The sequence below is a fragment of the Acinetobacter sp. FDAARGOS_494 genome, assembly GCF_003812225.1.
Lineage (GTDB): Bacteria > Pseudomonadota > Gammaproteobacteria > Pseudomonadales > Moraxellaceae > Acinetobacter > Acinetobacter baumannii.
This window is the reverse complement of sequence record NZ_CP033866.1, coordinates 2,667,450-2,691,128: the sequence shown is the minus strand read 5'-3', so window position 1 is coordinate 2,691,128 and position 23,679 is coordinate 2,667,450. Positions and strand designations below refer to the sequence as shown.

Here is a 23,679-nt window from a genome sequence, read left to right as displayed (position 1 = left end):
CTATTGTGATATAACTGCTTGAAAAGAATAAATGGAACAAATACTTAAAGTATATTATGGAAATTTATTTCTCAAATTTACAGATATTAAGCATTTCAAAAGTAATTAATAATTCTACAAACTTTCATAATTACAAATAGATAAAAATAAAAAAATCATACCAAGCTGGTCTAAATAGCAGAAAAAAGGTCATATTCTTGAGGATTTTTTAGTCCATCACAAAAAAACATTACTTCTTTAGCTTTAATTCTATGATAAGCGCTATAATTTAAATCATAATCAGTCATTTGATAATTTTTATAAATCTCTTTTATCTCATCACAATTATCATAAGAAACGATCCATTTAGATTTAATTTTATCTAAAGCTTCTCTTATTTTGACATGATCCTCATGAACATAGAAATTTCGATAAAGGCCTTGCCCTTTTACATAATAAGGAGGATCTAAGTAAACTAATGAATTATCAGGTAAAAATTCATCAACTTTCTGGATCAGCATCAAAGCATCTTCATTATAAACGTGAATTCGGGAGGCATTTGCTCCAACTTTTTCAATACGTTTACTTAGATTTGCTTTATTAAATCTAGCATCAAGGGTGTAATTACCATCTTGCTTCTTCCCTCCAATTACACCACCTTTAAGGATACCTGACCTATTTGTCCTATTCAGAAAAAATGCTGCAAAACCTTTAAGTAAATGATCGGTACAAGACCAATCATTTAAGATATATTTCTGTTTATGCCATTCATCAATAGTTATTGGTGAATCATGAAGTAATTTCAAAAAATCATCAGTATGTTCAGTTATAGATTTCCAGAAACTATATACAGCTATATCAATATCATTGATATGTATATCTGAAACGAATCCACTATAAAGTAAATCAAGTGCAACACCCGCCCCACCTGCATAAGGCTCAAGATAATGACCACCTTTTAATCCATTAAAGTTAAAAATAGATTTCACAACAGGAGCAAATTTTCCCTTTCCTCCTGGGTATCTTAAAGGCGTAAAAAAGGTATCAACACTCATTACTTAACAACTAGATCTTTTATGCAATTCTATCATCTATACACGCCTTTAAACACTTAGATATTTACTTAATTTTTAAGAAGTCTTTTATACTATCTTTCATAGTAGGATGATTGGTACTTATCACGTATAAAAGAGTTTTCTTAAAATCTTCCTGAAAAGTATTATATTTCTCAGGATTATAATCAATCATGACTCTGAAAGGATTATCACTAATCTTTCCTTTGATTAGAGATTGAATAATTTCATTTTTATAGAAATTTTTAAATTTTTCTCTCGCTTTCCCTCCTGACTCACTACTCGAAGCTCTTTTCTCTAAAATGATAGTTTCTAAGTCATAATTTTCCGTAGGAGTTTGGTCAAGATTAAAAAATTCCAATATTGGAGAGGCTATTCTTAAAAATACTGGTTTAGAAAAGCTAATTTTATTATTTTTCCAATACATATCATCGGCAGGTAATCTATAAAGAAAATCAAATAAGAGTTGATCTGGAGGTAGGGTTCCTGGAAGACAAAGAGTGTTTTTGAATTTATTTCCTTCTTTCTCGTCCCCATCAAAAATAATAATGCTATTTCTTGAAAATTCAGCAACATTTCTTTTTATCAAATCCATATAACTTTTACATCCAAGAGTAATTTCTTTCATTGGATCGATAATTTTATTAATATTTCTTTCTCTAATAAGAGCTTTAAAGAATTCATAAGCCTCATCATCTTCATAATAAATGTTTGTTTTAGGTATTTTTTTTTCTACATCAAATTGAATTGTATCAATAAACAAATCTGCATAAATTTTATCCCAAGAATAATTTTCAGCTACTTCAACACCTCCATAAGTATCAGTTAAGTAAATAGTTTTATTATTAGATTTATCATATTTAGATTTTTCAAAAATATTTTGAATTACTATCGGAGAATGAGTTGTAAAAATTATCTGTAAATTCAATCTCTTAGCAAAACTTTCTAGAATTTTTATTAATTCTACTTGTGCAGCTGGAAATAAGCCTGCATCAATTTCATCAATCAGGAGAATTCCACCATGATAATCAACATATTCTTCTTTTAATTTTTGAAATGAAAAAAGAGCCATTAAGATTTGACCAGTATTATCCTCTCCAACCGAAACAGACTCATGATCATAATTATTTCCATGAACTACAGCAGATTCGATTGTACCAGTCGTTTTTGATACAGTAGTTCCACTAATTTTCCCTAACAAGCGATTATTAGTGATAGTGAACTCTCTAGAAATTCTTGTAAAATATTCTACCTCTTCTGAATTAAGACTATATTTACTTCTCTCCGCAATTGGCATTAATCTTTTTAAACTTAGATAAATAAGAGGATGAGTAACGTTTCTGCTCGAGTTGTCCTCAGCATCAACTTTTAAATTATCTCTTACAACTGGTCTTGATTGAGGCCTATCTTCAGAACCATAAAGACGTAATTTTAAATCTGGAATTATTTTTTTAAAATATGCATCAAAGATTTCAAACTCTACATCCATAGTACCAGGTAAGTCATAAGTTTTTGAAAATCTAAAATGTTCTCTAAAACTCGATTTAAAATTCTTACCAGCCAATGTCTTAAAATTAATATCACTACCATCAAAATGATTTTTATCAAAATTAAAAATTTGCGCAATCATTCCTAAAATTGTTGATTTTGAAGTACCATTTTTTCCACAAATAACTGTTAATCTATCGCCAAGATTTATCTCAATATTCTTTAATCCACGAAAATGATTAACTTTTATTTTTTTCAATTGAGTTATATTTGAAGTCATAGTGCAATATTAGAGTTACAAACCTAACACAATGTAACAAACAGTAATTAAAAATGGAATACTAAACACCTTAGTCAATATATAACTATTCGTCTTAGTCACCAATTATTTAATAAGTATTTCTAATTATTATAGCTAATAGCTAATTTTTTTTAATTAATTCTTTGATTTAAATTATTTAGATTGGGTCTTTAAAATGCTTACAACTATACCCTGTAAAAGCTTGAAGTAATAAATTTTAATTATCAATAATTAAGCTGAATCAAGAATGGTTAAATTTAAGGAATTAAAAAAGGCTTAAACCTCTTAGATTTAAGCCTTTCCGCTTTATACGACATGATATTCACTTATATAAAGCTTATGTATTTGGTGGAGATGGCGGGAGTTGAACAAAGATTTTAAATTATTGATTTTATATTTACTTTTCCCACATATAACATGCTGGTATAACGCATGTATAACATTTAAATTTGATTAAGTATGATTAACAACAGTTTCTTTTTTATTCAAATCCGACTATAGGAGTTGAACTCAGGACATAATTTAGCCATATTTATCAAAATTAAAATTTTGGGCTTCCACCCATTCTTTTATGTTAAACCACTTTTTTGCAATATTTTCTACCTTATCTTCATGCATTACATCATACATAAATTTACTCTTAGAAATATATCTGATGCACTTTAGACCAGTTTCATCATAAGTTTCTAACTTAGCTAAGAAAGATCCGCCAAAATCAATATACACTGGACACTTTGCCTCAAGCCAAGTACTTCTAGGTCTTTTCCAATCAAATTGATAATGTCCAATATGATTATCTTGTACTTCTTTAAAAATTTTGCGTATAGAATGACCCTCAACTAACCTCGGTATAGCTTCAAGATTGCTTTTACTTATCTCTGGTATTTCGGGATACGATTCTCTTGTCTCTGAAATTCTATAGAACATCCCATTTTCGTTCACAGGGATCAAATCATCATGTTTTGCTTTATACCAAACTAAATCTTTACCTAATGCCGAATTAGGGTCTGGTAGTATATGACAGAACTTGAAATTTTTTTTAAACTCTTCTCCATCAATAACCCAGACTAAATTCCTATAAAAATCTTCCCTTGATATTCTTTCTTTATCAGACATGGGGGAATGCTGTAATTCAACTATTATGCCGGTAGGTGTTATTACGTCTGCTCTATGTATTTCTCCATCTGGAGCTGTATGACTAATTTCACGGCATTCCGATGGAAAATTATTCTTCCAATCTCTATGCCATTGAGTTTCATTTTCCCACCATGGGTCACAATCCTTTAGCCTGAAATGTGCCCAATGATTGATGATTTTAGGTCCACACTTAGCAATTGTTACAGCTCCACAAATTGGACAGGTTCCTCTCCCCCCTTCAAAAGCTTCTACCCGTTTATTATTTACTAAAGCTAATTGCATTTCTTCACCTTAATGTTTAATCATTTTAGGATATTCTTAAAACAATATATCAATTCTTATAAGTAAAACTTATCCACAATGGGAAAATAATTAAAAGTTAAAAGGAGTTCAAACTATGTGTGCAAACTATGAACCAATATCAAAAGACCGAGTACACCTATTAGATCTACTCGAACCTACCTTCGACTATAAAGCTGATGTTTATCCTGGTTACGATTGCCCTCTTATATTTTCTAAGGATGGCCACATTGAATGGCGGCAGGTAAAGTTCGGCATGATCCCACCTTGGAACCATGATTTAAAGTTTTCGAAATACACATATAACGCTAGAACAGAGACAGTTGATAAGAAACCGAGTTTTAGACATGCATGGGCTAAAAGTCAGTTTGCACTAATCCCTGTAGAAAAAATTTATGAACCGAGATATGTGAATGGCAAGGCTGAGCGGTGGGGAATTTATCGTGAAGATGGTCTACCTTTTACAGTAGCTGCTATTTACGATTCGACTGTAATTGATGGGCAGCAAGTTAGATCAATGTCTATGCTGACTATTAATGCAGATAATCACCCTTTCATGAGCCAGTTCCATAAACCAGAAGATGAAAAACGATCGATTATTGTAATCCCTGAAGAATACAGGGAAGATTGGTTGAACTGTAAAAAAGAAGATGCTGATCAATTTTTCTTTGAAATGCCGATCGGTGAATTTACTGCCGAATATTTTCCTAAACCAAGAAAATCAGCCAATTAAGTGCGTAGAATTTCCGACCAAATGCACTTTTGGCTACGTCAATTTTTGACTTCTACTTGTTTATCCACAGCTTTTTAAATTTGAATTTAAGCTCATCTCTAGAATATCATCTTGAATATGTTACAAAATCAAGCTAAGGGAAACATATGAGCGAAATTGTACCGTCCATCATTCAGATAAAGCCTTATCTTACACAAGGTATTGTTTTATCTGAGGCCTTATCTATCAAACAAGTTGTACCATCAACTCATCTACTCATCCCTTACGCATTAGAAAAAATCAATGCAGGTTTCCCCTCTCCGGCTCAAGATTACATCGATAAAGCGCTCGATATGAATGAGCACTTAATCAAAAATGCAACTTCAACGTTTATTGTCAAAGTTGCATCACTATCAATGCTCAATGCGGGTATAGATATTGATGATGAATTGATTGTGGATCGTAGTCTTGATGCAAAGCACGGCGATATTGTTATTGCACTAATTGACAATGAATTCACAGTTAAACGATTAATGATCGATGAAAAAGGTCAATGGCTTAAAGCAGAAAATCCGGATTATAAAAATATTTATTTAGCGGATGGCCAAGAATTAATAATTTGGGGGGTTGTCACTCATATCATTAAAATGACACGGCATTAAGTTATGAAACATGAGAACAAAGTATTTTTTCTCATCGATGTAAATAACATGTACGTTTCATGTGAGAGAGTCTTTGATCCAAGTTTAAATGATAGACCTGTTATTGTGCTCAGCAATAATGATGGGTGTGCCGTGGCGCGTAGCAATGAGTCAAAAGCCCTAAATATAAAAATGGGTGTGCCTCTTTTTCAAATTAAAGACATTGTTCAACAATATAATGTGCTCGTACTTTCAAGCAACTACGCAATGTATGCAGAAATGTCACGGCGCTTTCATACGATTCTTGCATCTTACGTTACTGATGAAGAAGTTGAACCTTACTCTATAGACGAATGTTTTGTTGATTTCACCGCTTATGAGAAAAACTTTGATTTAGAAAAAGTCGGGCAACAAATGCGCCAACAAATATGGAAATGGCTAGGCTTACCTGTATGCGTAGGAATCGGCAGAAGTAAAACAGAAGCCAAGATTGCAAATCATATTGCAAAGAAAAACCCCGGCTTTAACAGCGTTTGTGATTTAGTGAATATGGATCCGTGCAACAAAGAATATTACTTTGCTCAAATAGATGTGAGTGAAGTCTGGGGCGTCGGTCGTAAGCATTCAAAAAAGTTGCAAAGCATGGGAATAAATACGGTGCTTGATCTGGCATGTGCTGAACCACGGGAAATGCAGAAAAAATTCTCGATTGTTATGGCTCGTACTATCTATGAACTGCAAGGCATCTCATGCATTGAGATTGAGCACACCCCACCCTCAAAAAAGCAAATAGTTGCAAGCCGGTCTTTCGGTGGTCGTGTAACTGAACTAACGGATCTAAAAGAAGCTATCTCTATGTATGCTCAAGATGCATGCAAAAGACTACGTGGTGAAGGGCTTTTGTGCGGATGTATGATTGCTTTTGTACAGTCAAATCCTTTTGATCCAAATGTGCCGTTTTACAATAAATCTATTACAGGCTCTTTTTCAGAACCGACTGACTGTGCAGTAGATTTCGTCAAAGCAGCAACAAGGATGTTAAACGATATATACAAAGAAGGAATTAAATATAAGAAGTGCGGCGTAGTGCTGACATGTTTAGAGCCAAAGTCTGGCCATACTTATGACCTATTAACTGACTTTAAACAAATAGAGAAAAAGGAATGTTTAATGCAGGCTATGGATGGTATCCATAGTAAGTTTGGAAAGAAAAAAATTAGTGTCGGACCTTGCTTTATACCCAATCGGAACTGGTCAATGTCGCGGGATAAATTAAGCAGAAATCCATTTAGATGGGATGAATTATTAGTAATAAGAAATTAAAACAAATATAATAATCAAGGACTAAAAGAGTAGTATTAAAATGGACCTAGAAAAAAGATTAGAACTTTACAAAGCTGAATATTTATTCCAAATTGACATGAAAGAAAAAATATATACGAGAATGGCTATATTTTCCGTATTTATAACAGCCTGCATAACTGCAAATTTTACAATGTTTGATGCTTTATTAGAATTATCACAAACTCAACTTGCGTTAGTTGTCGGCTTGTGGATATTTTGTTTATTCTATTTAGTGGCGATTATTATTAATTTTTATGGTATTTCAAAACATAAATACGATAAATTAGTAAATTCTAATATTGAAATGGAGCAATATAGAATAGTTTTAGAAAATCATTTCACAACTAATAGTGCCACTCCACCAAGTCAGCAAGAAATTGAAAAATATGTGAGGGAACAATTTAATCTATATCTTATAAAGCAATATGCGGAATGCTCTTCAGCATATTATTTAAATAATGTAGATCGTCAAACAAAGCTGACTAAGATTGCAAGCAGCTCCTACTCGATTTTAGTCTTAACACTAATTGTTAGTTTATTTTATGTTGGTCACAAACTTGAAGGGAAATTCGATGAGTCAAAATCAAAACATTCCACCACCACCACCACCACCGCCTGTAAGAGTAATAAAGGGCGATAAATTAATTATTGATAAAAGTCCTCAACCACCTCAACCTCAAATTAAAGCATAAAGCTATAGGCCCTCCTCGAGGGCTTTCGCACAAATACCCACATTCACATAGTTGTTGATAGTATGAGCTGTGCACCCTGACAATAAGATGCACAGGAAGCTGATTACCATGCAAGTTTTTATCGTTTGTACTAGTAAACTTTCAGATAATGTTTCTGTCTTAACAACAATCACCCAGAGCTCGCCACTCACGACCGGAATTGATGTGGGAAAAATATGGTCTATGTTTTTGATAGTGAAGATTCTTTTAATTTAACTTATGATGAACTTGTCGAGATTATTAGTAAGGCTCGCATGACGGGGCCACAGATGATTCCTATTTTAGGAACGGTTGATTAAAAGGATTAAAATTAAATGCAATACGAAAAAATACACAAGATAACTAGCTCGGCTCTTAAGTTTTTTGAAGACCATCTTAAATCTCCAATGATATGGCAAGTCTTTCCCAGAAACTTCTGTGAGGAAGCAAGTAGCTTACTATTAATGATTCTTCAACAAGAAGGCATAAATGATTTTAAAATAATGAAGGGAACAAATATGGAAGAAGAAAATCATTATTGGTTAGAAAGTGAGGAGTATGTTATTGATCTTACAGCACATCAATTTAATGGAATTACTTCACCTTTTATACTTATAGAGAAAAGTAAATACCCCTTAAATAAAATATTTTCACTGGATATACATGAAATTATTGATTTTCAAAATTGGAGTGGTTTAAATCCATATGAGCCTAAAATTCAAAGTATTTTTTATGTAGATTATTACAAATAAAGCCCTCCTCAGAGAGCTTTCACACAAATACCTACACTCACATTGCTATTGATCGTATGAGCTGAGCATCCTGTTAATAGAATGCTCAGCAAAATTAGGGCCTTCAAATAACAACCCTATTAGCAATCCAACCGTAAAAAAATTGTTCTTGGCTTTTATTTCGCTCACAAATCTCGATATAGCGCTGACCTTGCATGATATTAAGAACACGCACCAGGACTTTTTCTCCCTCCTTCCCTCGTTTGGTCAGATAAGTTTTAAGTGCATTAAGAGTTGCTGGACCATAAATCCCGTCCACTGATAAATCTGGCCAACCTGCTTTGCCATTGTTATTTAGGAGATTCAAAGCGCGTTGTAAAAGTGGTTTTGCAAATCCGGTACCGCAATTCACACCCGTGTCTAAAAGCTCTTCAGCTACTGCAGAAGAGATGATATTCACTTGGTCAAATCGCGGAGCTGTCCAATACTGCTTTTTATAAATGGCTTTGGCTACATCAAGCGGCAAATCTTTCATATTACCTTTGAATCCATTTGCTCGAGCAACTGCTTCAGTAATACCGTATTTAGTTGCACCTCCCCGATCCGCTGGGTTATTTACATACCCGCCTTCACGTTTGATCAACTCATCTAGATATTGTTCGATATTCATTTCGTTTTCCTTCAGAGAATAAAAAACCGCCCGAAGGCGGCATTAACTGTTTTCGATATCTTTTCTGGCTTTCTTAAATTCTTTAATCACTTCAACAATCGTTTTCCCTTCCTGTTTATCTATGAAATTAAAAATCCAACGGACCAAAGCCCAACCGGGTAATCCACATACAAAGAAGAATCCACCAAGTGCAATCATCCCCCATACATCAGTAACCCATTCATGAAGCCCCCACTTCACAATAATGAATGAGCCGCCAGCAAGACTTGATACAACCGTACAGATCAAGCCTACAGCCCACTCTTGAGGTGAGCGCGGCATACGTGTCATCAATACAACTGCTGCAACTAAAGCGACCGCTAAAGTCACCATAATTGCTGCACCATAAAATTTTAAAATTGCTGTTAAACCGCTTGTAGAAACTGGTTCCATGCCTTTTACTCCAGAATTAGGCAATAAAAAAGCACCCGCATGGGTGCTATAAATTAATTAAATTTAAGCTTCAGAAGTACTCTGAGTAATCTGATTTGTGTAGTTCCAGACTGTGTTTTCCCACACATCACGTGCAGCAACACGAATGTAATAAGGGGTAGTTGGTTGAAGTCCTCCAAAAGTTGTTGTGGTTTCTGTACCAGTCCATGAAGGTGGCATTTGAGTTGGGTCAAAATTAGAGGTTGGACTTAACCATACTGCATAGTCTTTTAGATCCGGAACTTCACTAGGTATCCAATTCACAGTAATCGAATCTACAGTAGCAGCTGTATAAACATTGAGAAGTACTGGCGGTACCGGATTACTTATACTTAACTCAGCATAGGTACTAACTTGGTCGCCGTTCTTGCTGGCCACTCGAATTGTATAAGCTCGGCCTAAACCGTCTTGTTTGGCTTCTTCGATCGAATAACTATAATCCGTATTAGTTGTATCAACTTGACGAATCATTGTCCCATTAGACCAGACCTGAACACGATAGCCATCTGCACCAGTTGAGCTTTGCCATTGAACCTTGAAAGTGGTACCAACAAACGGTGATTGGAGGGAAAGACCTTTAACACCTGCTGGACGGCCGCCACTTAGAGTATAGCTATACGCCGTAACCTCATCTAAGGTTTGCTCCTTACGTTCCAAACCATTAAAGCTTGTGAACTTTAAAAAGATTTGTTTTTCTACTAGACCCTCATTGTACGGATATTTGAATATAGCTTTATCCAAACGAACAAATGGCTCACCAGCGTTGTGGCTTTGTGCATCATCAAAACGTCCACGTAAAACATCACTTAAGGTATAAAGACCAGATCCGTTTAAGGTGGCTACCTGATAATTAAAATACTCATCCCCCACTTTACAAAGTGTTTGGTCAGCTTGAGCATCTTCTAATGTTCCGCTGAAGATCTGGCTTGCTGTATTTAGCTCAACTTGTAATGTCGTATCATCTGCATCAATTGTTGTAACAAGCTGCCCATAACGTGCCGATCCATAAATTGTGCCAATCATTTCATATGTCGTATTATCAAGGCTCACCCAAACATTACATCCACCCCAATTAGCCCCGCCCGAGACAGCAACCCAAACTTGATTCTTGCCATCCGTAAGATCCAGCGGTGGCTCAAATATAGATGGTGCATTCACATTACCCGGCTCTTCATTTCCGCCCTGATAACCATTTGACACTTGAGAGTCATACTCAATGGCAGACCTTGAACCGATAGATAATTCTTCTGCAGTAACGGTTAACATGCCGCTTTCATCTTCCTCTATACGTGTAATACGAACAGGGAATTTATCAAGCCCCAATCCCGATTCAGTCAACGTAAGAATGTCCATTGGCTCTAATCGGCAGTACTTCCATCCCAAATCAAATTCATACTCATTGCGAACATATAGCAGTCGTTGTAAGCGAAGTTGTGCAGCATGGCGAGCTATTTTTGGCTCACAGAAATAATGACATTCCACGGGGTCCTCGGTACGCAAGCCAAACATTTCAATATTTGCTTGGTCCTTGGCTTCTGTTGTTTCGGTGTTGTACTGGTTATAGCGATTAATATATTCAATCTGCACATGATTATAGGCATCTGTGTCACGACTACGGCGCACACGTACAGGCTCATCATCGCCAATAAAGTCATCATCAGTTAAGTGGTAAACCGGTGTGAGATCAGGTGTAAAGGTAACGCCGTTACCCGTTATTGCAGAGTCCCCAAAAGAACGGATCTTTAAGCCATCTGGGCTTGGTACCACAGCACAGTTAACCGCCTCGACAATCTCATTGATAGTTTCATAAGCTGGGCGTTGCTCTGTGAATGCAGGGCTAATCAAGAGATTAGCTGCCCGGCAATAGGTTCTAAACTCTTCCAGATCTGCAATGTTAAGATTTGGGGCCGCACCATGACGTGGATGAGTAATAAAATCTTCAATAACATCTGCCGGGTTAGCATCATCAATTGTGTCAGATAGCGTGATAGTACTGATCACTTCAAAATTATGATTTGAAAGGCTGGCGCTATTACCCATCTCATAATTAGCTACAGCTACATACCCCAAATACGGATAGTTAATTGCCTGTTCTGGATGCTTTGATACTAACCATCCCCACGGCGGATTATTATTTCCATCGAATAATTCAAATTTTAACTGGTCGATGGGATCTAAAATAATAGATCCTTCTTGTTTAGGTACATATTGCTCTTTGTCTACCCAAATCAGGCCAATCTTTTTAATCTGGTTTTCACATAAACCGAGCATGAGAGAGGCGCTATAACTAAAGGTGGTATTACTGGTTTTTGTACCCCCACCCTTACCACCAGACTTTTGAACTGTTGTATGAGGTGTAGCTGTAAAATCTCCATACCAAAACATATTAGCCGCTACACGAGTTTTACCATAAACCAATGGCTGGCAAAGCCCATAAGCTGACTGCTGGATCCGCATAGAGTTAATACGGGTATCCGTTGTACTAATTGTAGTACTACCAAATAATCCACCCATTTATTTAAGCCTCTTCATACGAAAAAACCCGGCAATTCGCCGGGCTAAACTTCCTTTTGTTCCATCTTGGATAATGACTCCCTGATGGAGGTAACTATGAATGACCTGTGGCCATTCGATAACAATTGCACCATGACTGATGCATTTGCCAAAATGATATAAAACAATGTCGCCCGGTTGCGGTGGCCCTTCCACTGGATCACATACACCTAAAATGAGTTCTAAATAACGCTGTCCCATCTGGTGTAAGTGCCAGTCAGGTGGATATGGCCGCGGGTCTAAATGGTCCATGAGTCCAACTTTTTCATAGACTTCACAGATCAAAGTACCACAGTCCACACCAACTCCCTTAACACGCCCTTGATGGTGATAAGGTGTGCCGAGCCATGTAAGAGCTTCTTTAACTGCTTCTAAATTTTTCATTTAAAAACTTATATTCCTATTCGCCATACGATCTTTAGAGCGTAATGCTACATTTTGAATCTCAGCCAAAGTTAAAGCGTTATCAAAAATGATTGCTTCAGAATAAGTAGCTGTATTACTAGAGCCTGTATAAGCCACGTTTCCTATACCGATTTTATTAGCTGAAGATTCATAGCTAACAGCGGTATATGACGATTCATTACTAGACTCAACGCCTAATTGTTGAAGATAGATGATTCCTTTTTTTGTATTCTTATCAACGCTTGTTGCAATAAAAAAGTTGGATGTCTGTACAATTGATGATGGAGGCGTTAAAGATGAAATACCCCCTGGTCCACCTGCAGTAGCAGGCTTAACAGTCAGATACCCCTTCCCTGCCGATGCAAAAGCAGCTAGACCGCTACTTAATGCAGATGAACTCGGAACTAGATTGCCCAGTAAAATGGCCAGAGACGTTGTACTACACTTTACTACTGAACATAAAGTCATACTCTGTGCAGAAGAATCAACCAAATCTGTCAAAAGCGCATTGCCGATGGCTGTGGATAGCGTAATTGTTTTATCGCCATATACTGGCTGAACTGTTGCCCCATTTTGAAGCGTCAATATTCTTCCATTGACAACATCTACCAATGAAGAAGGACCTCCTCCAAACAACCAGTGACCATATGCATTATTCTCATATTGCGGAATTAAATCTGAAACATCTTTAAGTTGAGGCAATGAATGGGCGCTTGAGAAATCTTTTGTCTTAAAAAATAAAAAACTCATTGATTAAATTCCTTTATCTATAAATGCAGTCAATTCAAAATGCGGGCATACGTGATAAAGTGGCTTTAACACTCCATCAATTAAAATTTCATCTGCAGTAGAGTCCCTGAGATTTCCAGATGCTCCACCAGTTAGACTGATGCCAGCCCCAAGATGGTCCAATGCATATCGAACCTTGACCACCCCCGTTGGCGGCTCAGATAATTTAAGAACAACTTTATCGTCTTGAACTGTAACACTCACAATTGTTGTTGCGTCTCCATCAACAAGAACTTTAAATCCATGATCTGTCGTTAAAGCTAAAGTTGTTGTATCAAGTACAAGAGGGACCTTCGGCACGTCAAAGTTGATATGAATTTCATCACCGATTAGTTGAGCTACTTTGGGATTGATAAAATCAGGCTTTCGGTTATCAACAACCAATTGTTTATATGCGCGCCCGAAATAAGCACTGAGCCACTTGTAACCAACATTTGTAAGGTGAATATTGTCAATGGCATACGGCATGTGATACATCGGCGTAGCCATCAAAAACTTATCTGATTGCTGACAAAGATGCAGTTGAACAAGCGCTTGTTTTTCCCACGTTCTTGCTGCATACGACATTTGATAAGTAATAAATTTCACTTCATCCGTTTGACCAGTAATCGCTTTAATATCTGCACTGGCATCTGACTGAAGTTTTAAAAGTTTTTGTCGATAAACTTCATAACTTGTTTGTACTGAACTTACTGCATCATTTTCACCTTGCACCCAGCACACGACTTGTACTTTGTAATCTTCGCCATTTAGACGCTTTGCTTCGGACACATGCTCGATAAAAAAGTTATACCAGTCCGTACCTTTTTCAAGCTGATCGATGCGATACCCCCCATGTCCTGCGGTAGATGCAAAAATTACATGGTCCTTTGGATCAATACCATTCTCTAGCATCATTGCTCGACTTGCGTAATTTGCTGCACCAGAGCAACAAGTCTCACCGCGATTATCATAGCCATCTGAACTTGGATTATTAAATTGCTCAATCAGTGGAATGACTGAATTTGCAGCTGAGTCTTTGCGTGGGCCCGTGTCGAATGTCACATTAAAATAAGGCTGCGATGTACTTAGAATCGTGGTTGCTGTTGCTCCGACTGATAGAGATTGACCATAAAACAGAATGTGATTAACGGCCTTCACGAGAGGTCTTTGATTTGGTAACTCTAGCCCCGCTATGATCGCTTGGTCTTTCTCCGTATCATAACCAATCAAGATTTTGTGCGTTGAGTCTGTTAGAACAGCAATTTTCCCAATGTCTTCCGATTTTTTTAAGTTAGGTAAATTTTCTAAAACCTGCTCTTGCAATCTCCCTGCGGCAATCTGGTCTTTCTCTGTGTCATAACCAATTAAAGTCTTATTATCTTTATCAACCAAGACTGGAATAACAGAAGTGGATTCACTACTGGTAGAAAGTTTAATTTTTTCAAATTTCTCCTTAACATCTGCAGAAACTTTACCTACTTCTTCACTTGTAAATTGTCTCGATTTATCAACAGGATCATAAGGACTTTTAACTAATTCCGTACCGTTCCACGTGTAATCACCATTCTTTGTTTCATCGGGATCACTGGTCACAGTTATCTTGTAATCAATTGGCATTAAGGTGGTTTTAGAATCAGCAATTGCTTTTGTGGCAAAGGTATTAACTAATTTTTCATTAGTTGGAACTTCATCACCTAGAAATTGAATCAGTTGAGTTTGGGCTTGCTTAAAGCCCGATTCAGTCACATTTTGACCAACGAACTGGTCGGCATTAGGTAAAGGCATTTCTACCCCCAAATAAAAAGCCCTGCATTTGCAGGGCTTGGGTTAAATTTAAAAAATTAAATTGATGTTTCAGGAACGGGTACGAATGGTGCACCACGAAATCGAGCACGGTTGTTAAAACGATTAGTACATGTATCGAGACGTTTATCACAACCCGGATAAACACGAATCGCCTCTCCTATCTCTGGCATTTTTAAAAGCGGCAAAGTTAGGATTAGCGAACCAGCTTCATGCAAGCGTACGGTTCGTTTAATACCAATATTTGCACCTTCTAAAAACTCCACAACTCCTTGAGTAAACCAACCTTGTGGCTGACTTAAATCGCAAAGTATGCGGTTAGGCGTACTATTGGTACCAATAGTAGTATTTACCGCAAAATCCGCGCTTAAAAGCCCACATGCACTATCAAATAAAGTGTTTAAGCATCCTGGTGTGTATAAATTCCTTGGCATTTGAAGCTTTAAATTATCAACATCAGAGACCACACTTGCGTTGATTTCATATCGATTAAGCTCAGGCTCAACAATACGCCCTTCAAATAAGACTAAAGTGCCGGCACTGGTATCTGTAGGAGTATTCATATCCATGAAAATTCGTTCTAGCTTAAACCGAGCGCCGTCTAAAATTCCGTTATGGAAAGCTTGAGCTATGGGTACATCGCCGAACTTTGTATTTTCGGTTGCCTCAATAGTGATAGATAAGTTATCCACTTCAATGCCTAAAGAAAGGCTAGTCCCTTCTCGGCTGATAATTGGTCCATCAGCTCGAAACTCCTTGCCTTGCACCGTCAAATTGACGTCATAGCTTGTATAGCGATACTCAATGCCCTGAATAGTTGTAATGGTGTAAAGATCGGCCATGATGAACTGATCGGCATCTAACAAGGCTATAAGTTTTGGAGAGGCCTGTCTCATATCTTATTCCCCAAAGAACCAATTAATTCAACCTTCCCTGCTTTCCAAAGCTTATGCATAAAGTTGACATATTGCTGTGTGTCATCTTTAAAACGGCAACGGTAGTAAAAAGTACCCGTCACAGTTACCTCTACACCCTCCTCGATCGGCTGTGAAAGTACATATTTACCGTCACTCGTTATCTGAGCAGTTGCGTTATTCCACATAAGCTTTTCTTGGTCTGTGTTCCACATTGTTTTGGCTGGTGTTTGATTCCACATGTTGGGATCTACTTCACCTACAATCTGCTCCTCTGTATTACCTAGAGGCAATTGGCTTGTGTACATATCCTTGTATAGCTGGAAAGTTGTAGTAGTTCCATCACCAATAAATGTGCAACTAAACTCATTGTCATCAGGCATCTTATAAAGAAATGAATCAAATGCCCCACGGCGCTCTAAATAAAATCCTTGAAGTTGCTGCAATTCCTTTCTCCCCTTATTTTCGCGCAAGAATGCGTAAGACAACGAGATTTCATATTTAGGTGAGGCCTGAAAGCTTGCTCGAAGCTCCCGGCCATTAATGGAGGTCATGATTTTGGTGTTAAACATGGGAGTAATAGATGTATCCCATTCAAGACCGGGTAATTCTGGAAATAATACGTTTGACACTTACACCTCCTTATTTACCGTTTTTACCAAATCCACGGGCATAACTTTGCAAACCACTAGCAACTGCACGGCCATTGCTCTTCAAGAGCCGTTGAATACTCTTGGCATCAATAGCACTAATATTAATGGTTGCTCCCGCACCTCCACCTTCAGCAACTGCAGCTGCTCCGAAACTTGCACCGTTACGTAAGGCTTTACCCATTTCACGGATGGTATTTGCATGTTGCGAAGGTAATACCATTTCATCTTCATGCAGTTGAGTAACAGGATTTACACCGGATGGAATGTCGTAACCGCCTCGAGCAGATTTAATCTTGCCCGCAAGACCAGCAACCAAACCAAAAGCAGCTGCACCAGCACCAACGGCTAAAATTGGACCAACATATGGAATTGCAACCATGGCTTTAAAAGCTCCGGCCATGGCTTCCCATGCCGACATCATGATTCCTTTGATCGCTTCAGCTGCTTTTAAGCCTAAACGTGCCAAACCACCTGCTGCAGTAACGCTGGTACGTGTTGCTTCACCTGCAATGGTTGCCCCTGTTTGAGCAGCTTGGCCAGAAGCTTCTGCTGCTGTTTCAGCACCCACAAAGCCAAGTTTACGAGCCAACTTAATGGCTTGGATTCTTAGCCATCCTTGCAACTCTTTAGTAGCTGTTTGCAAGGCAAATGCTCCCATGTCAGCAAGCACTGCTTTAGTTGCGTTACTCCAAGTGAGGGTACCATTCATAAGAGACTGAATGCCCTGATCCCAAAGGTTAGAAAGTCGAGAAGTAAAGCCACCAAACTTAGCTTCAAAGTCTTTCATTTCCGCATCACTGATTAAGCCCATAGACTTAGTGTCAGCAACTTTCTGATCCGTCTCTAAATCAGAAATATTGTTTGTGATTTGGTTTTGATTACCTTGCTTACCCGTAATGTTTGTCTGTTCATTTTCCAAAGCCAAACGCTCTAAAAGACCTTGTCGCTTAATTTCGCGCAACTGATCTTCTAGCTGTTTTTCCAACTGAACTTTACGAACATTTGAAATTTTCTTGGCATCAAACTCAGCCTGAATTCGTGCCGCTTCAATTTCATATAGGCGTTGTGCTTGCTGTTGATAATTGTCTATCTGTTCTTCACGAGCTTTTTTGTATTCCTCAAACTCTTTTAAACGAATAGCAATGATCTTGTCGGATGCATCCTTTTCGGCTTTGACTTTCGCAGCAGCTTTTTCATCTGCAGTCATCTTGGATTTTTCAATCTCATCTAATGCCTTTTGCAGATCTAAAGCGACTTTCTTTTCTTCGGATGCATATTTATACCGAATATCCGCAAGTGCTTTAGCAGCCTGTTCAGCTTGGCGCTGACGCTCTTTAGCTTCCTGCTCGGCTTTAGATTTAGCTGATGACTTAGACCCACCTTTGTCGTCTTTTTCACCAGTACCAATACCCAACTTAGGATTCGGCGGTGCAGTACCTAAACCAAGCTTAGGAGGTTTAGGCGGCTCAATTGGTTTTGTCGGGTCCTTAAATACATAGTTTGTAATCTTCTGATTACCCGCTGTTGTAACCTCAAGAATTCGCTTACCTGCTGTGACAAGTGAATTTGCTGCTGTAGTGGCTCCTGCATTCCAAGAGTTTTTCAGCTCAGCCATGCGGCCCTTCATTTGATTAGTGTATCGATCAGTAATACTACCAAGCTGAGATAAACCACCCTCCCATGCAGCTTTTGCGCCTGAGAAGTTAAAATGGAGGATATTATTTACAACGCTACCAAATGTTTGAAACTTAACTTGTAGTACATCCAAACCATACTGAATAGTACTTCGTACCATATCAAAGCCAGCCATAAGGCCATTAAATGCAATGATTAATGCTTGGCAGACCGTAACAACAACGGCACGAATGATTGCAAAAGCAGATTGAACGCCTACCTGAAAGCCGGTAACTACAACACCTAATGCTCGTAGTACTACAGATATAGCATCCATAAAGCCAATCTGTTTATTCGCATCGTCTCCAATGCTTCCAGTCAAGTCACTCCAGATTGCTCCAATCGTTGTGAACTGCTCACTTAGAATGCTAAACAAGCTTTCAAAAATGCCAATAATCGATTTAATTGAATCATCAATGGCATCCTTGGAATCAACCGCAAAAGTTAAAAATTGATTAGCTAATTCAGTAAGGGATGGAGCTGCTTGTGCTGCAATACGGGTTAATACACCTTGAAGTGTTGTTTGGACAGTCTCAAGGGACGTATTAAATTCTTTGGTAGCAGCTATGGCATCTTCACTCATGATTACGCCTAAATCATGAGCCTGTTTAGCGTACTCTTTTAATTTTTGACTGTTGTTATCCAATAATGGTGCTAATAATGTTGCATCGTTCGCAATGGCTTCCATATAGAAAGTCATTTCAGCCTGTGACACATTAGCTTTTTGCAAAGTCTGGTAGTACTTTTCTAGGATTTGCGGACCAGATAAACCTTTAAATTGTTGGGCAGTGACACCGACTTTTGGCGCGATTTTCTCAAAGAAATCGGCCATTTCACCACCACCAGTTTGCATGAAGTCACCAAACTTATCGTTTACATCTTTCATGATGTCCGATAGCTTGTCCTGCTCCACGTTTACTTTTTTGGCAGCAAATGCCCATTCTTGAAATTCCAAAGTATTCGAGTTTGCTAATCGGGCTTGAATTTCTAACTCTTTTGAAGCCTTACCCACTGCAGATACAAGATCAGGAATTGCTGCAACCGCTTCCGCTGCACTTCTAGCAATCTCTTGGCCAATACCAAGAAAAAAACCACCTCGGACCAAAGATAGACCATTAGTCAGCGAGCTCTTAATATCATTGCCTACCGTCTTGAACTTATCTGAAAGATTTGAGGCAAAGCCATTTAGCTCTGACCGTAGATTAGAAAGATCAAGTTTAAAATCAATGTTATGCCCAGTACTTTCAATCTTCTTGGCGGAATCTGAAACTATTTTTTCTGCATCTTGCATACCTTCCTTTAACTCGGAAGTTTTAGCACCAACATGCACTTCGACACGGTTATTATTTGCCATACACACCTCATAGGCATAAAAAAACCTTGCCGATGCAAGGTAAATTTGAAAAATAAAAAACCCCGTGTGAACGGGGTTATTTTCTAAAGAATATTTATTGAATTACAACTAAGTCAGTTATTCCACAACCTGACGATGCAGCTTGAGAATGTATAAATCCCATATTAAATTGTTTGACTGTTTTAGTTTCACCAGCTTTAACAATCTCATAAATTACTCGGCTATTGCTGTCGATCTTTGTTTTACTATTAGAATAGTGCTCACACTCTACAGTGATATCTTTAATATCATATTTACTATTATTTTTGATTTTAAAATCAACCAACATGACACTATCAAAACCACCTTTTGACCAATCATAATCAAGTACAGTATTTTTTAATGCATCTTCTTTAGGTGACAATTCTCTAGTGCTACTTGATGAAGAAGATCCCTCTCCACCACCAGCAATAATACCAATAATAAATAGAATAACAAATCCTAGAAAGATCCATTTTAATAAGGAGCGTTTTTTAACTTTTGCTCCACAACTTGGACAATTTTTAGCTTGAGTACTAACTTGTGCCCCACACTCTTTACAATTTGTTAAAGCCATTGATTTATCCTTATAAAGTTTAATCAACAAACTTTAACCAACGCTTACAAATAATGCAAACAGGGCAGCCTCAACCACCCTGTGGAAAATTCGACAAAACTTCCAGCATATCGTCCTCGTCATCATCTGAAACGGTGATAGCTTGCGGAGTTTCATCAATTCCCATAAATGCTTCCAAAATACGGCAAAGCCGTTGTATCCCAATATGCGCGGGAGGATTACTTTGCTGATACGCACTTAATGCTCTTAATCTAGGCAGGTCCATTTCATTACGTACATAGTCGTAATCTTTACCCATCGTTAACACTAAATGCGTGTACAGCTCCTCCCAGTTTATTCCCCCGAGCTTTCACCTGCGGGTTTACCTGTATATTCCAAACCGGATGTTTTAGTTACTAGGGCTAAAACTTCTTCCATGTTACCCATATCTAAGAGCTCATCAGAAACATATTCACGGGTAATATCCGGGTAATTCCGTTTTAAACAAACATGAGCCATGTCCACAATTACAGATGCTGGAACATTGTTTGAGCTTAATTGTTCTTGGAAACGCTCAATCGTACCCAATGGTGCTGGAGCAAAAATCCAAGTCTGACCAGCAATTTCTTTACTATTACCACGTGGGTTATCAACTTGCTTAAATTGCATTTGGCATTACTCCGATAAATCGATTTTGAAAACACGGTTAAGATCGTCAGCCATAGGCTGGAATTCAAACTCAGGAATATCGTAATCGTCCTGTTTTGAACTGAATCCAAGTTTGTTACTGGTACAACGGAAGAAATTCATGTGCATGAACTTACCTTTGTAGTCACGTTGAAGGTCAACGGCAAACTCTGGCGTATAACCCATATCTAGGTTAGATACAGTGATTGACTTAGCACCCGCCACCATTGCTGAATAACGGAAGTTAATAAATACCGTTTTACCTGCATCTGCAGCAGCAAATGTATAAGCACCGGTTGCCGCATCTACACTGTATTGCCCTGTTGCTGGCGCTGAAGCTACACGTTTAAGTGGGATTGCCTTAGCATCTGTTACGCCTAGATCCTTTACATATGTACCGCTGTTAGGAACAACCGGTGTAACAGTGCCACCAGCCGGAATTACTTCACCATTTATGGTTTGGGAAACTGTTTCGATTCCACCTTCAGCAACAACGCCTCCGAAGAAAATTGAATTTAACAATGTACCGTTAATACGCCCGAAAGAAGCTTTACATTTAATGGTACCTTTACCACGCGCGGCATCTACGGCGAACTGTCCACGACCAAAAAGCTCTTTTAAGTCATAGCTAATATCTACACCAACGGATTGCATAACCCCCACTTCAACTGGTGTGGGATTACTAATCGGTTGCCCGTATACATCTTGAATCGGTGTAGCAAAGATCTTGCCGGCACCAAATAAATATTGAGCCATTTATTTTGACCTCTCTAAAATGACAAAACCGCCATCGAGGCGGTCATAAAATGAATGTTTAGTTAATTGGTTGTGAGGATCCGGATAGGGATAATTGCAATCGCCTGATCATCCAGCATGTTTTCTACTGCTTCATATACTTCTATCGTACCTTCTATCCAGCAATGCTCTACCAAACCACCTAAGGTCTGACACTCATTAAAATCTGGATGGTCCGGCTGAATTGCTTCACGTACACGATCGATGAATATATTCATCTGCGATGATGGCGGCTTTGTAGTGTCCGATTCATGAATATAGAGATAAACCTCAGCAGCTAGTTCAACTTTTGAATCTAAACCATGTACCGGGACTTCTTGCTGATTGCCTTGTGTAATAAACATGGCTGGGCGCTGTTCTGGTGTTACATGGTTAAAGTGACGTAAACGGCGACTTACCGTAATCAGTCCTTCTACCCTTGTACTTAACCTTTCAAACAACGCCTGATAAATTGCTTCGCTATCCACCTGCAATACCTCGCTGAATTGCTGCATCAATATTTTTCGGCACAATCTTGGCCACGATATCCAGTGAATCACGCATGAACCGCAATTCTCTAAACCGAACATTCCTAGAATGGGCCTTAATATTGACCTGAACAGGTGAAATAGGTCGGCCAAACGCCTGTTTAATTGTCCTTAGGTGTGCTTTAACACCCAAAGCACCATTTAGACCAAACTCATGTGCAGGTGCATAAGGCACCAAAGCACCACCAGCTCCCACGGTTCCCTCAATGGAATCCTTATCCTCTTCCACCTTTGATGAAACGGATCCACGCAAGCGGCCTGACTGAACTTTGAGTCGTTGGCCACTTAACATGTCTTCCTGAACAATCCGCTGTAAGCGTAAAGTAAGAGCGTTAATCGTGCGTCTTATTTCAAACCTAACGCGATTATTCATCTCATCAAAGTTGACCTGAGTATCAACACGATAATCGCTCATAGCTTAATTACTCTTTAGCAGAGGCCGCCGTTTTCTTTGGCTCAACAACTTCAATATAACGCTCAAAACCTAAGGGCTTTAAAATATGGATAATGTCATTATCAGATTCTAAAACGCCGTTTTTGATATCTAGGTTCTGACCAGCAATAACGAGTTTAGTTGGCTTATAACCTTCTGGTGCCTGATATTTAAAAGGCATGGGATTCTCCTATACGACAAAAGCGCCAACACCTAAACGATTAGGGTTTGTGCCTTCATCATCGATTGGAATGGAATTTTTTAACGCAAGGTAACGCTGGCCATACATGCTGAGATCATAGAAAGCTTCTTTCGATGAACGTGAATAACTCACACTTTGGCCAGCGATGGTCATGCTTGATGCGGTACCAAAAGCAGCACCATTGCCACTTGCAGTACCAACTTTAAGGATATGTGCTGCATACAGACCTACAGCACGTTCCTTTAATGCGCCAAACTCAATTTGAGAAACAATCAGATCCGCTTCTTCTAATGCATCCTGAATTCTCTCATCTGGCAAAGACATTAAACTCGAATCAGTCGAGAACTTTTTACGAAACGTTTGTACGTCCATATGTCTACCTTATTCCTTAGCCTGAGCTAACTTAGCTTGTAACTGCTCAAGTGTTTCATCATCACTGAACGTTACTTCAAGAGCTGTTAATTCAGCTTTCACGGCGGCCAAAGCAGCTTCTTCTGCCGCTTTTGCCGCGTCACCTGCAGCATCGTTTTGCTTGCCGCCTTTACCACCACGGCCACCAGTTTTACCCGTTGATTTAGGCTCTTCATCTGGGATTTCCTGAACTTCAAGTTCACCGATATCAATAAGATGTTTAGCAAACTTATTTTTAGTGAGCTTCTTGTGCGCCTCTTCATCCACAAGAGTTGGTGTGCCTGTAGGCAAAACAGCAATACCAGAAAAAACAAAAGCGGCCTGTAAGCCGCTATAGATATAAGAATATTTCATACTGTTTTAATC

At 38.2% G+C, this 23,679-nt stretch carries 27 protein-coding genes; 6 read left to right on the top strand and 21 right to left on the bottom strand.

Annotated elements, in window-relative coordinates:
* Positions 1–170: 170 nt before the first annotated feature.
* The 3 genes from EG365_RS13070 to EG365_RS13060 all read right to left on the bottom strand — a co-directional run bounded on the left by EG365_RS13070 (position 171) and on the right by EG365_RS13060 (position 4,260).
* A complete protein-coding gene (locus tag EG365_RS13070; protein WP_000109893.1) occupies positions 171–1,034 on the bottom strand; it encodes a DNA adenine methylase in 864 nt (287 codons plus the stop codon).
* Between the two features lie 64 nt (positions 1,035–1,098).
* On the bottom strand, positions 1,099–2,820 hold the full coding sequence (locus EG365_RS13065) for an AAA family ATPase (RefSeq protein ID WP_000203259.1): 1,722 nt from the start codon (positions 2,818–2,820) through the stop codon (positions 1,099–1,101).
* 543 nt (positions 2,821–3,363) lie between these two features.
* Positions 3,364–4,260: a competence protein CoiA gene (locus EG365_RS13060; RefSeq protein WP_001175125.1), complete on the bottom strand. Its 897-nt coding sequence runs from the start codon at positions 4,258–4,260 to the stop codon at positions 3,364–3,366.
* Between the two features lie 115 nt (positions 4,261–4,375).
* On the opposite strand from EG365_RS13060, the gene EG365_RS13055 reads away from it, so the two are divergent.
* From EG365_RS13055 to EG365_RS13035, 6 genes are all read left to right on the top strand, one after another.
* Complete coding sequence (locus tag EG365_RS13055) at positions 4,376–5,011, top strand: SOS response-associated peptidase family protein (RefSeq protein WP_000332610.1); 636 nt, start codon at positions 4,376–4,378, stop codon at positions 5,009–5,011.
* 146 nt (positions 5,012–5,157) lie between these two features.
* Positions 5,158–5,652, top strand: coding sequence for a LexA family protein (locus EG365_RS13050; protein WP_001290300.1), 495 nt, complete (start codon positions 5,158–5,160; stop codon positions 5,650–5,652).
* Positions 5,653–5,655: 3 nt separating this feature from the next.
* Positions 5,656–6,954, top strand: coding sequence for a Y-family DNA polymerase (locus EG365_RS13045; protein WP_000679994.1), 1,299 nt, complete (start codon positions 5,656–5,658; stop codon positions 6,952–6,954).
* Positions 6,955–6,994: 40 nt separating this feature from the next.
* Positions 6,995–7,615: a hypothetical protein gene (locus EG365_RS13040; protein ID WP_000362647.1), complete on the top strand. Its 621-nt coding sequence runs from the start codon at positions 6,995–6,997 to the stop codon at positions 7,613–7,615.
* Positions 7,616–7,882: 267 nt separating this feature from the next.
* The gene (locus EG365_RS19555; protein WP_004738654.1) at positions 7,883–8,005 is read left to right on the top strand and encodes a hypothetical protein; all 123 of its coding nucleotides are present in this window, start codon (positions 7,883–7,885) and stop codon (positions 8,003–8,005) included.
* 15 nt (positions 8,006–8,020) lie between these two features.
* Positions 8,021–8,437: a hypothetical protein gene (locus EG365_RS13035; protein ID WP_001199182.1), complete on the top strand. Its 417-nt coding sequence runs from the start codon at positions 8,021–8,023 to the stop codon at positions 8,435–8,437.
* Between the two features lie 103 nt (positions 8,438–8,540).
* Here the strand turns inward: EG365_RS13035 and EG365_RS13030 are convergent, their stop codons facing one another.
* From EG365_RS13030 to EG365_RS12945, 18 genes are all read right to left on the bottom strand, one after another.
* Entirely contained in the window at positions 8,541–9,086 is a 546-nt protein-coding gene (locus EG365_RS13030) for a glycoside hydrolase family 108 protein (RefSeq protein ID WP_001019705.1), read from the bottom strand.
* A 42-nt stretch (positions 9,087–9,128) separates the two neighbouring features.
* Complete coding sequence (locus EG365_RS13025) at positions 9,129–9,518, bottom strand: hypothetical protein (RefSeq protein WP_000433918.1); 390 nt, start codon at positions 9,516–9,518, stop codon at positions 9,129–9,131.
* Positions 9,519–9,581: 63 nt separating this feature from the next.
* Positions 9,582–12,071 (bottom strand): phage tail protein, encoded by a 2,490-nt coding sequence (locus EG365_RS13020; protein ID WP_000509186.1) that lies wholly within the window; start codon positions 12,069–12,071, stop codon positions 9,582–9,584.
* Positions 12,072–12,494 (bottom strand): C40 family peptidase, encoded by a 423-nt coding sequence (locus EG365_RS13015; protein ID WP_000792723.1) that lies wholly within the window; start codon positions 12,492–12,494, stop codon positions 12,072–12,074. It lies immediately after the preceding gene.
* On the bottom strand, positions 12,495–13,265 hold the full coding sequence (locus EG365_RS13010; protein WP_000008888.1) for a hypothetical protein: 771 nt from the start codon (positions 13,263–13,265) through the stop codon (positions 12,495–12,497).
* A gap of 3 nt (positions 13,266–13,268) precedes the next feature.
* Positions 13,269–15,071, bottom strand: a complete 1,803-nt coding sequence (locus EG365_RS13005; RefSeq protein ID WP_001130838.1) for a sialate O-acetylesterase — start codon at positions 15,069–15,071, stop codon at positions 13,269–13,271.
* Between the two features lie 56 nt (positions 15,072–15,127).
* Positions 15,128–15,985, bottom strand: a complete 858-nt coding sequence (locus EG365_RS13000) for a DUF2163 domain-containing protein (RefSeq protein ID WP_001248150.1) — start codon at positions 15,983–15,985, stop codon at positions 15,128–15,130.
* Positions 15,982–16,635 (bottom strand): DUF2460 domain-containing protein, encoded by a 654-nt coding sequence (locus EG365_RS12995; RefSeq protein ID WP_000073188.1) that lies wholly within the window; start codon positions 16,633–16,635, stop codon positions 15,982–15,984. The genes EG365_RS13000 and EG365_RS12995 overlap by 4 nt, the downstream gene beginning before the upstream one ends.
* A gap of 10 nt (positions 16,636–16,645) precedes the next feature.
* Positions 16,646–19,684 (bottom strand): tail protein, encoded by a 3,039-nt coding sequence (locus tag EG365_RS12990; protein WP_031977640.1) that lies wholly within the window; start codon positions 19,682–19,684, stop codon positions 16,646–16,648.
* A gap of 94 nt (positions 19,685–19,778) precedes the next feature.
* Positions 19,779–20,279 carry a zinc ribbon domain-containing protein gene (locus EG365_RS12985; protein ID WP_001229359.1) on the bottom strand — a complete coding sequence of 167 codons (501 nt, stop codon included), beginning with the start codon at positions 20,277–20,279 and terminating at the stop codon, positions 19,779–19,781.
* A gap of 70 nt (positions 20,280–20,349) precedes the next feature.
* Positions 20,350–20,577, bottom strand: a complete 228-nt coding sequence (locus tag EG365_RS12980; RefSeq protein WP_000513918.1) for a hypothetical protein — start codon at positions 20,575–20,577, stop codon at positions 20,350–20,352.
* A 35-nt stretch (positions 20,578–20,612) separates the two neighbouring features.
* Entirely contained in the window at positions 20,613–20,927 is a 315-nt protein-coding gene (locus EG365_RS12975; protein ID WP_001159813.1) for a hypothetical protein, read from the bottom strand.
* Between the two features lie 6 nt (positions 20,928–20,933).
* Positions 20,934–21,701 (bottom strand): hypothetical protein, encoded by a 768-nt coding sequence (locus EG365_RS12970; RefSeq protein ID WP_000090027.1) that lies wholly within the window; start codon positions 21,699–21,701, stop codon positions 20,934–20,936.
* A gap of 62 nt (positions 21,702–21,763) precedes the next feature.
* Complete coding sequence (locus EG365_RS12965; RefSeq protein WP_000376613.1) at positions 21,764–22,207, bottom strand: hypothetical protein; 444 nt, start codon at positions 22,205–22,207, stop codon at positions 21,764–21,766.
* Positions 22,200–22,682, bottom strand: a complete 483-nt coding sequence (locus EG365_RS12960; protein ID WP_001287062.1) for a hypothetical protein — start codon at positions 22,680–22,682, stop codon at positions 22,200–22,202. The genes EG365_RS12965 and EG365_RS12960 overlap by 8 nt, the downstream gene beginning before the upstream one ends.
* A 7-nt stretch (positions 22,683–22,689) precedes the next feature.
* On the bottom strand, positions 22,690–22,881 hold the full coding sequence (locus EG365_RS12955; protein ID WP_001116148.1) for a hypothetical protein: 192 nt from the start codon (positions 22,879–22,881) through the stop codon (positions 22,690–22,692).
* A 9-nt stretch (positions 22,882–22,890) separates the two neighbouring features.
* The gene (locus tag EG365_RS12950; RefSeq protein ID WP_000383142.1) at positions 22,891–23,274 is read right to left on the bottom strand and encodes a DUF4054 domain-containing protein; all 384 of its coding nucleotides are present in this window, start codon (positions 23,272–23,274) and stop codon (positions 22,891–22,893) included.
* Between the two features lie 9 nt (positions 23,275–23,283).
* Complete coding sequence (locus tag EG365_RS12945; RefSeq protein ID WP_000877804.1) at positions 23,284–23,667, bottom strand: hypothetical protein; 384 nt, start codon at positions 23,665–23,667, stop codon at positions 23,284–23,286.
* Between the last annotated feature and the right edge of the window lie 12 nt (positions 23,668–23,679).

Bases quoted from the DNA above. Each gene is read 5' to 3' on its own strand.
- EG365_RS13045 (WP_000679994.1), top strand. From the start codon at position 5,656: ATGAAACATGAGAACAAAGTATTTTTTCTCATCGATGTAAATAACATG.
- EG365_RS13025 (WP_000433918.1), bottom strand. From the start codon at position 9,518: ATGGAACCAGTTTCTACAAGCGGTTTAACAGCAATTTTAAAATTTTAT.
- EG365_RS13065 (WP_000203259.1), bottom strand. From the start codon at position 2,820: ATGACTTCAAATATAACTCAATTGAAAAAAATAAAAGTTAATCATTTT.
- EG365_RS13015 (WP_000792723.1), bottom strand. From the start codon at position 12,494: ATGAAAAATTTAGAAGCAGTTAAAGAAGCTCTTACATGGCTCGGCACA.
- EG365_RS13060 (WP_001175125.1), bottom strand. From the start codon at position 4,260: ATGCAATTAGCTTTAGTAAATAATAAACGGGTAGAAGCTTTTGAAGGG.
- EG365_RS13020 (WP_000509186.1), bottom strand. From the start codon at position 12,071: ATGGGTGGATTATTTGGTAGTACTACAATTAGTACAACGGATACCCGT.
- EG365_RS13070 (WP_000109893.1), bottom strand. From the start codon at position 1,034: ATGAGTGTTGATACCTTTTTTACGCCTTTAAGATACCCAGGAGGAAAG.
- EG365_RS12980 (WP_000513918.1), bottom strand. From the start codon at position 20,577: ATGGGTAAAGATTACGACTATGTACGTAATGAAATGGACCTGCCTAGA.
- EG365_RS13035 (WP_001199182.1), top strand. From the start codon at position 8,021: ATGCAATACGAAAAAATACACAAGATAACTAGCTCGGCTCTTAAGTTT.
- EG365_RS13050 (WP_001290300.1), top strand. From the start codon at position 5,158: ATGAGCGAAATTGTACCGTCCATCATTCAGATAAAGCCTTATCTTACA.
- EG365_RS12950 (WP_000383142.1), bottom strand. From the start codon at position 23,274: ATGGACGTACAAACGTTTCGTAAAAAGTTCTCGACTGATTCGAGTTTA.
- EG365_RS12945 (WP_000877804.1), bottom strand. From the start codon at position 23,667: ATGAAATATTCTTATATCTATAGCGGCTTACAGGCCGCTTTTGTTTTT.
- EG365_RS13040 (WP_000362647.1), top strand. From the start codon at position 6,995: ATGGACCTAGAAAAAAGATTAGAACTTTACAAAGCTGAATATTTATTC.
- EG365_RS13030 (WP_001019705.1), bottom strand. From the start codon at position 9,086: ATGAATATCGAACAATATCTAGATGAGTTGATCAAACGTGAAGGCGGG.
- EG365_RS13055 (WP_000332610.1), top strand. From the start codon at position 4,376: ATGTGTGCAAACTATGAACCAATATCAAAAGACCGAGTACACCTATTA.
- EG365_RS12970 (WP_000090027.1), bottom strand. From the start codon at position 21,701: ATGGCTCAATATTTATTTGGTGCCGGCAAGATCTTTGCTACACCGATT.
- EG365_RS12960 (WP_001287062.1), bottom strand. From the start codon at position 22,682: ATGAGCGATTATCGTGTTGATACTCAGGTCAACTTTGATGAGATGAAT.
- EG365_RS12985 (WP_001229359.1), bottom strand. From the start codon at position 20,279: ATGGCTTTAACAAATTGTAAAGAGTGTGGGGCACAAGTTAGTACTCAA.
- EG365_RS13010 (WP_000008888.1), bottom strand. From the start codon at position 13,265: ATGAGTTTTTTATTTTTTAAGACAAAAGATTTCTCAAGCGCCCATTCA.
- EG365_RS13000 (WP_001248150.1), bottom strand. From the start codon at position 15,985: ATGAGACAGGCCTCTCCAAAACTTATAGCCTTGTTAGATGCCGATCAG.
- EG365_RS12955 (WP_001116148.1), bottom strand. From the start codon at position 22,881: ATGCCTTTTAAATATCAGGCACCAGAAGGTTATAAGCCAACTAAACTC.
- EG365_RS19555 (WP_004738654.1), top strand. From the start codon at position 7,883: ATGGTCTATGTTTTTGATAGTGAAGATTCTTTTAATTTAACTTATGAT.
- EG365_RS12975 (WP_001159813.1), bottom strand. From the start codon at position 20,927: ATGCAATTTAAGCAAGTTGATAACCCACGTGGTAATAGTAAAGAAATT.
- EG365_RS12990 (WP_031977640.1), bottom strand. From the start codon at position 19,684: ATGGCAAATAATAACCGTGTCGAAGTGCATGTTGGTGCTAAAACTTCC.
- EG365_RS13005 (WP_001130838.1), bottom strand. From the start codon at position 15,071: ATGCCTTTACCTAATGCCGACCAGTTCGTTGGTCAAAATGTGACTGAA.